The following is a 6691-nucleotide window of genomic DNA, read 5'->3' on the forward strand; positions in this document are numbered from 1 at the left end:
TTATATCTGTCAATAATAGCAGGGTCAAATTTACATTTCTTACAATTCATCAATTAGGTTTTTATATGAATAATGCTCAATCAAGTAGTCAACGTTCTTTATTGGAAAAACTCTTCCAATTAAAAGAGAAAAAATCGACTGTTGGTACAGAAGTTATTGCCGGATGTACAACGTTTTTAACCATGGTGTACATTATCTTTGTTAACCCTGAAATCTTAAGCGCAACAGGCATGGACCGTAATGCTGTTTTTGTGCTTACCTGCTTAGTTACTGCATTTGCCAGTATTCTAATGGGGCTTGCTTCTAACTTACCCATTGCCTTGGCACCTGCTATGGGACTTAATGCCTTTTTTGCTTATGGTATTTGTATTGGTATGGGGTATTCATGGCAAATTGGTATGGGGGCAATTTTCTGGGGATCATTGATTTTCTTTGTATTGTCATTATTCAAAGTTCGCCATTGGTTAATCTCTAATATTCCACAGTGTTTACGTGTTGGTATTAGTGCGGGTATTGGTTTATTTATTGCGTTTATGGGTTTCCAAAACATGGGGATCGTGACCTACTCTCCAGCAACGCTATTAACAATGGGTAATATTCTATCGCTCAAAGTGCTTCTTGGTTCACTTGGCTTTTTTATCATTATTATACTAGCAGCACGTAACTTCCATGCTGCTGTTTTGGTTTCGATTTTAGTTGTTACCTTATTAGCATTATGGCTTGACCCAAATATTCATTATGCTGGCATCGTTTCACTGCCACCTGATGTCACCACCGTTGTTGGTCATATTGATTTAGCCGGTTCATTTAATTTAGGTATGATGGGCGTTATCTTCTCGATTATGATTGTCAGCTTATTTGACTCATCGGGTACTATCTTAGCGGTAACAGATAAAGCAGGCATTTCAGATGAAAAAGGCCGTTTCCCTAAAATGCGTCAAGCATTATTAGTTGATAGTTTTAGTTCATCTTTAGGTGGATTATTTGGGACGTCATCCGTATTAACTTATATTGAAAGCTCAGCGGGTGTCTCTGTTGGTGGTCGTACAGGTTTAACATCTGTGGTGGTGGGTATTTTATTTTTAGTGGTTATTTTCTTATCACCACTGGCACACTTAGTACCAAGTTATGCAACCTCTGGCGCGCTTATTTTTGTTGGGATCCTAATGGTATCTAGCTTAGTAAAAGTCAATTGGTCTGATTTAACAGAAGCAACACCGGCTTTCATTACAGCATTAATGATGCCTTTTGCTTTTGCTATCACCGAAGGGGTTGCATTAGGTTTTATCTCTTATGTTGTATTAAAAGCTTTCACTGGTAAGTTTAAAGATCTTAATGTATGTGTTGTTGCTGTTGCAGTGCTATTTGTCCTTAAATTTATTTTTATTGGTCACTAATACCCATTTAAAATATCGGCGAGCTTAAACTCGCCGTTTTATTAACGCTATTTTCGTTATTTTTTTATCATAACCTATAAATATAGTGTAAAAATAGCTTTTTATAGTATCGCTAATTCTTCAATATATCGTCCCGTCTTCAACGCAAAAAATTCAATTACAGCTCTAGGGCTACGATTAATAATACGGTGCACCGGGAAATCAATATCTTTAATTAAAGATAAACAGTTTTCAAAACTTCCCACGTTATAAGCGACATGAGAGTCAGAGCCAAACGATATCATGCCCCCCGCATCTTTCACGGCTTGTGCAATTTGTCGGCAGTTATCATCACTTCCTTTTCGGGAAATAAACGATGAATTGTTAATTTCTAACGCAACTTGATACTCTTTTGCCACTTTTGCTACTGCATCAATATGTATCGGATAATTCGGATTACCTGGGTGACTAATAATGTTAACTTTCGGATTTTTAATTGTTGCAATCATTGCTTCGGTATTTTTATCAATCCCCATTGATGGGCAAGCAGGTTCATGAAATCCCGCAATCACCATGTCTAACTCTCGGTACATTCCATCATCACAATCAATATCACCGTGTAGATTTAAAATGTTAGCTTCAATACCACGCAAAATCCCAACCCCATCAACGATACGCGGAATTATTCGCATATTAATAAAATGCCAACGGTGCGGACTATCCCCTAGGGCCATTCCATGATCCGTAATCGCAATCAATTTTAAGCCTTGAATTTTAGCTTGTTGAATATATTCATGCACAGTACTGTAAGCATGCGTACTTGCCACGGTATGCATATGGAGATCCGTTAAATATTGCATATAAGGTACCTTTTTAGCGAAAGTTGCTATCATAACAAAATCGATGGGTTGTATAATAAGTAACCTTTTTAAAGCAAGCAATCACTTTTGGGTATTCACAAAGGATAAAATAATGAAAAATCCAGCATTATCATTACTCATTTTGTGTTTCAGTTTATCTTATTTTGCCAATGCACAGGATTTCAATAAACCATCTCCAAACAGTGATTACAAGATTGGTCTGGATTATTATCAACAAAATGATTATGTAGCCGCGCTACCTTTCTTACAACGAGCAGCTGATAATCATGATGCTGATGGACAATATACTTTAGGTATTATGTATTTATTAGGACAAGGTGTAACACAAGATAATATTAAAGCACAGACTCTATTTCAACAATCAGCGGAACAAGGACACCTTGATAGCCAATATAATTTAGCCTTACTGCTTGCACAACATAAACATATCAAAGAGGCGATAGGCTGGTTTGAAAAAGCAGCAACACAAGGTAGTGCTGATGCACAGCATAATCTGGGTGTCATATATTATAAGGGACTCGGGGTTACGGCTGATTATCAACAAGCGTTTAAATGGTACCAACTAGCAGCTGCACAAAATAACCCTTATTCATTAGTTGCTTTAGCCGATTTGTATCGTACTGGAACGGGCACAACCCAAAATTTTGTACAAGCGTTTAATTTATATAAGCGTGCAGCTATCAGTGGATACCCTGTTGCATTATCAACGTTAAGTGGCGCTTATTTTTATGGTTTAGGGACTAAGGCTGATCCCGTAAAAGCTTATGCACTGGCTTGCTATGCGGCACTATATGATGAACCTGAGGCAAGCTTCGCGGAAAACAAACAGTTTGTAGGTCAAAATTTGAGCGAGCAACAAAAACAACAAGCGAACACTTTATTTGAAGAACTTCAGCATAATTTAAACATTATCGAACAATGGTAAGTGTAAGATTATGACATAATGATAAGCAAAAACTTGACATTATCCCTGTTGAGGACTAGAATCTTGCGACCCAAAACCTATATTTTTAGGATTTTGGGCACAGTTATCTTACGTATCTAAAAGAAAAATTTAAATAGTATTATTTAAAATTATATAAAAAATCAGGAGCTTATTAATGGCAACAATTAATCAGCTGGTACGCAAACCTCGAGCACTTAAGGAAGTTAAAAGTAACGTTCCAGCTCTTGAAGCATGCCCGCAAAAACGCGGTGTTTGTACTCGTGTTTACACTACAACACCTAAAAAACCAAACTCAGCACTACGTAAAGTATGTCGTGTGCGTTTAACTAACGGTTTTGAAGTAACCTCTTATATTGGTGGTGAAGGCCATAATCTACAAGAACATAGCGTAATTTTAATTCGCGGTGGTCGTGTTAAAGATTTACCAGGTGTTCGTTACCATACTGTTCGTGGAGCGCTTGACTGTGCGGGTGTTAAAGACCGTAAACAATCACGTTCTAAATACGGTGTGAAAAGACCTAAGGCTTAATGGTTATCCGTTAAGTAAGGCCAAACTTTATAATTCCATTTAACTCATTTGAGTTTTGGGTAAACCTGAAATATAGATTTAAGTTTTAAACTTAAAAAGAAAAAACGGAGTATTCCAATGCCACGTCGTCACATTGCCGGTCAAAGAAAAATTCTTCCTGATCCGAAATTCAGTTCAGAATTACTGGCTAAATTTGTAAATATTTTAATGATAGATGGTAAAAAATCTGTCGCAGAATCAATTGTATATTCAGCTCTTGATACGCTTTCAGAGCGTAGCGGAAAAGACCATTTATCCGCTTTTGAAGTTGCATTAGATAACGTAAGACCAACTGTAGAAGTTAAGTCTCGCCGTGTTGGTGGTTCTACATACCAAGTACCTGTTGAGGTACGTCCTGTTCGTCGTAATGCTCTTGCGATGCGTTGGATTGTAGATGCTGCTCGCAAACGTGGCGATAAATCAATGGCTTTACGCCTTGCGAATGAATTATCAGATGCCTTTGAGAACAAAGGTACTGCTGTTAAAAAACGTGAAGATGTTCATCGTATGGCTGAAGCTAATAGGGCGTTTGCTCATTATCGTTGGTAATTCAAGGTACTTGAATTCATACTTATTGCCCTTATGTGCAATAAGTACCACGATAGTTTCATTATAAACGACCTAAAAGCAGAGGATTAATATGGCTCGTACAACCCCTATCGCACGCTACCGTAACATCGGTATCAGTGCACATATTGACGCAGGTAAAACAACGACGACTGAACGTATTTTGTTTTATACTGGTGTAAGTCACAAAATTGGTGAAGTTCATGATGGCGCAGCGACCATGGACTGGATGGAACAAGAACAAGAGCGTGGTATCACCATCACCTCAGCAGCAACAACTGCGTTCTGGTCTGGTATGGGTAAACAATTTGAACCACATCGTATCAACATCATCGATACCCCGGGTCACGTTGACTTTACTATCGAAGTAGAACGTTCTATGCGTGTTCTTGATGGTGCTGTAATGGTTTATTGTGCTGTTGGTGGTGTTCAACCTCAGTCTGAAACTGTATGGCGTCAAGCTAACAAATATAAAGTACCACGTATTGCATTTGTAAACAAAATGGACCGTATGGGCGCTAACTTCTTACGTGTTGTATCTCAGATCAAAACACGTTTAGCAGCCGTACCCGTTCCACTTGTATTACCTATTGGTGCTGAAGAAAAATTCACAGGTGTTATTGATTTACTTAAACGTAAAGCAATTAACTGGAATGATGCAGACCAAGGTACAACGTTTACTTATGAAGATGTTCCAGCTGATATGGCTGACCTAGTTGAAGAACACCGTGCAAACTTGATCGAAGCAGCTGCTGAAGCGAACGAAGAGTTAATGGAAAAATACCTAGGCGGTGATGAGTTAACTGAAGAAGAAGTTAAAAGTGCGCTGCGTCAACGTGTACTTGCTAACGAAATCATCTTAGTAACGTGTGGTAGTGCGTTTAAAAATAAAGGCGTTCAGTTTATGCTTGACGCAGTTATTGAGTATTTACCTGCACCGACTGATGTCCCTGCTATTAAAGGTGAATTACAAAATGGTCAACCAGCAGAACGTCATTCAAGTGATGATGAACCATTTGCTGCACTTGCATTTAAAATTGCAACTGACCCGTTTGTCGGTAACTTAACGTTCTTCCGTGTTTACTCCGGTGTTGTTAACTCTGGTGACTCAGTGCTTAACTCAGTAAAAGACCGTAAAGAACGTTTTGGTCGTATTGTACAGATGCATGCGAACAAACGTGAAGAAATTAAAGAAGTTCGTGCTGGTGATATTGCAGCGGCAATCGGCCTTAAAGATGTCACAACGGGTGATACTCTTTGTTCTGAAAGCTCGCCAATTATCCTTGAAAGAATGGAATTCCCTGAGCCGGTTATCTCGGTTGCAGTAGAACCTAAAACTAAGGCTGACCAAGAAAAAATGGGTGTTGCTTTAGGTCGTTTGGCGAAAGAAGATCCATCATTCCGTGTATGGACTGATGAAGAATCAAACCAAACTATCATTGCTGGTATGGGTGAATTACATCTTGAAATTATCGTAGACCGAATGAAACGTGAATTTAACGTTGAAGCGAATGTAGGTAAACCTCAAGTAGCTTACCGTGAAACAATTCGTACAACCGTTAAAGACATCGAAGGTAAACACGCAAAACAATCTGGTGGTCGTGGTCAATACGGTCATGTTGTTATCGACATGTATCCATTAGAAGCGGGTGGCGCTGGTTACGAATTTGTTAACGAAATCAAAGGTGGGGTAATTCCTGGTGAATTTATTCCTGCAGTAGATAAAGGTATTCAAGAGCAATTGAAATCAGGTCCTTTAGCTGGCTATCCAGTTGTAGATCTTGGTGTGCGTTTACATTTTGGTTCTTACCATGATGTCGACTCATCTGAAATTGCCTTTAAACTTGCCGCATCTATGGCATTTAAAGATGGTTTCATGAAAGCGAAACCAGCACTTTTAGAACCAATTATGAAAGTTGAAGTTGAAACCCCTGAAGATTATATGGGTGACGTTATCGGTGACTTAAACCGTCGTCGTGGTATGATCGAAGGAATGGATGATACTGCAACAGGTAAAACTGTTCGTGCGCAAGTACCTCTTTCAGAAATGTTTGGCTATGCGACAGACCTTCGTTCACAAACACAAGGTCGTGCTTCTTACTCTATGGAGTTCTTGAAGTATAACGAAGCACCTACAAACATCGTAACAGCGATTATTGAAGCGCGTAAAGCGAGATAATTTGTTTTATTCTTTCCTCATTTCGGTGAGGAAAGAAATTTTTATAAAGGAACATAAAAAATGTCTAAAGAAAAATTTGAACGTAAAAAACCCCACGTTAACGTAGGTACAATTGGCCACGTTGACCATGGTAAAACAACTTTAACAGCAGCGATCACAAGCGTACTTGCAAAA

Annotated in this window: 7 protein-coding genes; 6 read left to right on the forward strand and 1 reads right to left on the reverse strand. The window is 38.6% G+C overall.

Annotation, left to right across the window (positions count from 1 at the left end; translation table 11 throughout):
- The first annotated feature begins 65 nt into the window (after positions 1–65).
- Positions 66–1397 (forward strand): NCS2 family permease, encoded by a 1332-nt coding sequence (locus ABEA36_RS12585; RefSeq protein WP_345492694.1) that lies wholly within the window; start codon positions 66–68, stop codon positions 1395–1397.
- A gap of 101 nt (positions 1398–1498) precedes the next feature.
- Here ABEA36_RS12585 and ABEA36_RS12590 read toward each other — a convergent pair whose 3' ends face one another.
- Complete coding sequence (locus tag ABEA36_RS12590) at positions 1499–2236, reverse strand: phosphatase (protein WP_345492695.1); 738 nt, start codon at positions 2234–2236, stop codon at positions 1499–1501.
- Positions 2237–2348: 112 nt separating this feature from the next.
- Here ABEA36_RS12590 and ABEA36_RS12595 point away from each other — a divergent pair, with 112 nt between their 5' ends.
- From ABEA36_RS12595 to ABEA36_RS12615, 5 genes are all read left to right on the forward strand, one after another.
- Positions 2349–3182 (forward strand): tetratricopeptide repeat protein, encoded by an 834-nt coding sequence (locus ABEA36_RS12595; RefSeq protein WP_345492696.1) that lies wholly within the window; start codon positions 2349–2351, stop codon positions 3180–3182.
- Between the two features lie 175 nt (positions 3183–3357).
- Positions 3358–3732 carry a 30S ribosomal protein S12 gene (rpsL, locus tag ABEA36_RS12600; protein ID WP_025316630.1) on the forward strand — a complete coding sequence of 125 codons (375 nt, stop codon included), beginning with the start codon at positions 3358–3360 and terminating at the stop codon, positions 3730–3732.
- A 117-nt stretch (positions 3733–3849) separates the two neighbouring features.
- Positions 3850–4320, forward strand: a complete 471-nt coding sequence (gene rpsG / locus ABEA36_RS12605; protein WP_345492705.1) for a 30S ribosomal protein S7 — start codon at positions 3850–3852, stop codon at positions 4318–4320.
- A 91-nt stretch (positions 4321–4411) separates the two neighbouring features.
- A complete protein-coding gene (gene fusA / locus ABEA36_RS12610; protein WP_345492706.1) occupies positions 4412–6517 on the forward strand; it encodes an elongation factor G in 2106 nt (701 codons plus the stop codon).
- Positions 6518–6577: 60 nt separating this feature from the next.
- On the forward strand, positions 6578–6691 hold a 114-nt coding region (locus ABEA36_RS12615), incomplete at its 3' end, for a GTP-binding protein (protein WP_345491367.1).

The organism is Orbus sasakiae, from assembly GCF_039542345.1.
Classification (GTDB): Bacteria; Pseudomonadota; Gammaproteobacteria; order Enterobacterales; family Orbaceae; genus Orbus; species Orbus sasakiae.

What these genes read in the sequence shown, in the direction of transcription:
- rpsG (WP_345492705.1), top strand. Translation starts at nt 3,850, where the DNA reads ATGCCACGTCGTCACATTGCCGGTCAAAGAAAAATTCTTCCTGATCCG.
- ABEA36_RS12595 (WP_345492696.1), top strand. Translation starts at nt 2,349, where the DNA reads ATGAAAAATCCAGCATTATCATTACTCATTTTGTGTTTCAGTTTATCT.
- fusA (WP_345492706.1), top strand. Translation starts at nt 4,412, where the DNA reads ATGGCTCGTACAACCCCTATCGCACGCTACCGTAACATCGGTATCAGT.
- ABEA36_RS12590 (WP_345492695.1), bottom strand. Translation starts at nt 2,236, where the DNA reads ATGCAATATTTAACGGATCTCCATATGCATACCGTGGCAAGTACGCAT.
- rpsL (WP_025316630.1), top strand. Translation starts at nt 3,358, where the DNA reads ATGGCAACAATTAATCAGCTGGTACGCAAACCTCGAGCACTTAAGGAA.
- ABEA36_RS12585 (WP_345492694.1), top strand. Translation starts at nt 66, where the DNA reads ATGAATAATGCTCAATCAAGTAGTCAACGTTCTTTATTGGAAAAACTC.